At 32.2% G+C, this 3,825-nt stretch carries 3 protein-coding genes; all 3 read right to left on the bottom strand.

All coding sequences use genetic code 11. The annotated features are described in order from the left end of the window. Nucleotides 1-293: 293 nt before the first annotated feature. The 3 genes from H527_RS0118485 to H527_RS0118475 are packed head-to-tail and all read right to left on the bottom strand — an operon-like array spanning nt 294 to nt 3,648. On the bottom strand, nt 294-1,169 hold the full coding sequence (locus H527_RS0118485; RefSeq protein WP_027414033.1) for a sugar phosphate nucleotidyltransferase: 876 nt from the start codon (nt 1,167-1,169) through the stop codon (nt 294-296). A gap of 16 nt (nt 1,170-1,185) precedes the next feature. Continuing rightward, nucleotides 1,186-2,262 (bottom strand): GHMP family kinase ATP-binding protein, encoded by a 1,077-nt coding sequence (locus H527_RS0118480; RefSeq protein WP_027414032.1) that lies wholly within the window; start codon nt 2,260-2,262, stop codon nt 1,186-1,188. A gap of 21 nt (nt 2,263-2,283) precedes the next feature. Next, on the bottom strand, nt 2,284-3,648 hold the full coding sequence (locus tag H527_RS0118475) for a Gfo/Idh/MocA family protein (protein WP_027414031.1): 1,365 nt from the start codon (nt 3,646-3,648) through the stop codon (nt 2,284-2,286). Nucleotides 3,649-3,825 lie beyond the last annotated feature (177 nt).

Raw genomic sequence — 3,825 nt, 5'->3', positions numbered from 1 at the left:
TTTTCATGAGTGTGTAAAATTTAAAATTAAACAAAAAAATATCGAGGGTTGCAACCCTCGATATTTTTTAATTACACACTTTGTGGCTTAGTGCCAAATACTTATTAATATTTCACATTATAAAAGCCCAGTTTGTTTCACAAAAACTGGGCTTTCCTTTTGTATTGAAAGCTAACTTTAACAAATTATATAACTTATACCTTACTAACTTTGAAATAAAACTAATAAATTATTTCTTTTTAGTTATTCTTTATACAATAAAGTAATATCCAAATATCTCTTCATATCCCGTTTTACCTATCCCAATTTATATCTTCTTTATAATTATTTTCTATATATTCTTTTAAAGTAGCAATATCCTCTTTTGATGTTAAATCTGGCACATGTTCATAAACAGGGATTCCCATAATAGATTTTGGATGATCTTTTGCCATATTTAGTAAAGCAGTAGGTAATTCTTTTTCATTTCGTTTCTCATTTATTGGGCAATTAGTAACGTAACCTTTAAACATCATACCGTTAAATTTAAAAATATTCATACTCACTCGAAATTTACCAGACTCATCTTTATATAATAAGCTTTCCTCTATAGATGGTTTTTCTATAATATCTTTTAAAAACCCCTCCTCGTCTAAAGATACCAAAGCAAATCGGGCTATTCGTTCCATACTAAACTGCAAGGCATCTCTATCATAACTAATAAATGCATTTTTATAAGCAGAGGTTCTTAACATCTTCAAAACAGCTTCAGAATATAAATTATCACTATTACATACAGTATAGGTTTCCTTACCTAGCCCTGGATATTGTGTTATTGCTTGATACAGTGCATCAGCAGTACCAAAGGGTTTTTCTCTATCTTTTGAAACATATTGAATTGCATAGTTTATCGTTAGTCCATTAAAATCATTACCTGTTATTTTATCTCCATAAAATTCCTTCATCAAACTTTCCTTTTCTCCTATGATTATATATATTGTAGTATATCCAGCTTGTTTAGCATTATACAATAAATAATCCATAACCGGCCTTCCTGTATCACTTATACTAATCAAGGATTTAGATCTCGTATTTGCTTGTGTAATCAACGTATTACTTAATTCCGTTTTTACTTCTTTTTTCATTCGAGAAGAAGCTCCTCCTGCCAGAATTATTAAATTTTCGTTCATATCTTTGGTTCTTGTATTATATTACTCTTGCTCCCGGATCTACTTTAACTATATATACGTCTTTAGCTCCTCCTTTTCGAATAGCATTTATAACTGTTTGTTCTTTATTTTTTGGAGCAATCGCTACAATACTACCTCCTCCTCCTGATCCTACAATTTTCACTCCATATGCCCCTGCTTTTAATGCATTCGCAACCATTTCATCTATTACAGGCACTGTTATTTTAAGAATATCTTTTAAAACAAGATGATGTTGGTTCATTAAATCTCCTATATATTTCATATCAAGGTTTGCTTTCCTAAATTCATTCATAGCTTTTAGAGTTATGTCATAATTTTTTAATGCTGCATAGAAATAAGGTTTCGAATCCAAAGGAATATCTTTTTCATACTTTTCATACTCTTCTAACAAAGCTAATTTAATATCGAAATTGGGGTTTTTAAGTGTTACATATTCTATCGCTTTTAAGGCTTTTTCTTTTCGGTCTCCCAAAGTCCCTATCGTTTCCTTTTTCACCCCAGATTCTCCTAAAATTAGTCCTTCTATATCATTTTGTATCCTTTCATAAGACATTTTTTGGTTTGTATCTATAAATAAAACACCTCCTAAACCAATTGAATACTGATCCATAAGCCCACCTGGCTCGTTATGCTCCAGTACTTCTGCTTCATAAGCAATTCTAGCAATCAACTCTTTCGTTATTTCTTGATTTGCTCCAAATGCCTGTAAAAGAAACTGTATCCATGCTATTATTAAGGCAGATGAGCTTGACACTCCTGCATTTAAAGGCAAATCCCCTATTATTTCAATATTATAACCTTCATTAGGGATGCATCCATATCGTTTTAACACCCTTAGAGAAGAAGCAAAATAATCTCGGTGATCCATAGTTTTGAATTCCTCATGTATCTCAATATCTCTTTCTTCCTGTATATCTGGTAATTTGATTCTAAAGAATGAACTTTTATTTATTGTAGCCTTCAGCCTAATATGCTTATTGATTGCGCATGCTATTACTGGTAATCCCAAGTAATCCTGATGGTCTCCAAAAAGACATGTTCTTCCTGGAGATAGTATCTGTATTGTTTCCAAATTAATTATTCGTTCTAAAAATTAATAAGTTTCTTTCATCCAGTTATAAGGAGTTCTTTTCAACCATAACCCTCTGGTAAAATCAGGAAAATCTTGTGGATCCCCATTATTTTCTATTGAAATTTCAGATAGCGGTGTAATTGCACTCCAAGCTGCAGCATCATATACATCTAATGGAGGAGCAATATTTTGTTTTGCTGATTCTACAAATGCATTAAGTACAAAAAAGTCCATTCCGCCATGTCCAGCTCCCATTGCATGTTCTCCATAATTTTCCCATAAAGGATGATCATATTTTGCTAACCATTCATCTGCTTGATCCCATTTATGTGGCTCCGATTCCCCTTCAATATATATCCTATTACCATCTACCTCCCACAATCCATTAGCTCCCTGAACCCTAAATCCCAAAGAATATGGTCTTGGTAAGTTACAATCATGTGTTACAATGATTGTCTCTCCCATTGCGGTTTCTATTGTTGAAGTTATAACATCTCCTTGCTTAAATTTAACCTTTGCATTTGGATGCGATTCTCCACCATTTTTCACAACATAATTATGTAAACCAATACTTTTTGAGGCATTAGACGTTACCGATAAAAAACGATTTCCTCGATTAATATTGCACATTGTAGCTACTGGACCAACCCCGTGTGTTGGATATACATCTGCATTTCTAACTACCGAATGTTGTGTTCTCCATTTAGATTCTGAAATACCCTTTTCACCAAACTCCACTCCTTTACCATAAGCTGTTTTACCATCATTTAATTTCACAAATCTTAAATCATGTTGGTAACCGCACCTAAAATGTACCAATTCCCCAAAAACATTCTGTCTTACCATATTCAGTACTGCTAAAACATCTCTTCTGTAATTAACATTTTCTAAAATCATTAAATGCGCCCCTGTTGCTTCGTGAGTATTCACCAGATCCCAACATTCTTCTAGAGTATTAGCTGCTGAAACCTCTAAACCAGTATATTTACCAGCTATCATGGCTTCTTTTGCCATTCTTGTATGCCACAACCACGGAGTAGATATTATTACTGCATCTACATCTTGTAAATTTAATAAGTTTCTAAAATCATACTCATTTACTCCAAACACTTTTGGCGCAGGTTTTCCTGATTTTTTTATACTATCTAAACTTAAATCTATTCTTGACTGGTCTATATCGCAAATAGCTGTTACTAATACATCCTCTCTTAAAAGAACATTTTTTAAATGATTTGTTCCTCTTAAACCAACTCCGATTAATCCTAATTTAAGCTTTTCTTTAGTATTCCTATTATTGGCAAAAGTAAAACTTGGTAATACAGAAATTGCTGTTCCTGCAATAGCTGTTTTTTTTATAAAATTTCGTCTGGAAGTTTGTGTACCCATTATATCTAACATTTATTTATACAAATGCTTAAATATAAAAGAAAAGGGCTTAGTTAAAAAGAAACTATTATTTCTTTTTAACGTATGCATCCGAGCAACTACAGTATAGAATTTTCTTGATATCCAGGTAGTAATTCTTCTAATTTTTGTATGCTATGATCTGGTATTTTTTCTAAG

The sequence above is a fragment of the Aquimarina muelleri DSM 19832 genome, assembly GCF_000430665.1.
Taxonomy (GTDB): Bacteria; Bacteroidota; Bacteroidia; order Flavobacteriales; family Flavobacteriaceae; genus Aquimarina; species Aquimarina muelleri.
Note: the sequence above shows the minus strand (reverse complement) of the source record. Positions and strands in the feature narration are given on the sequence as shown.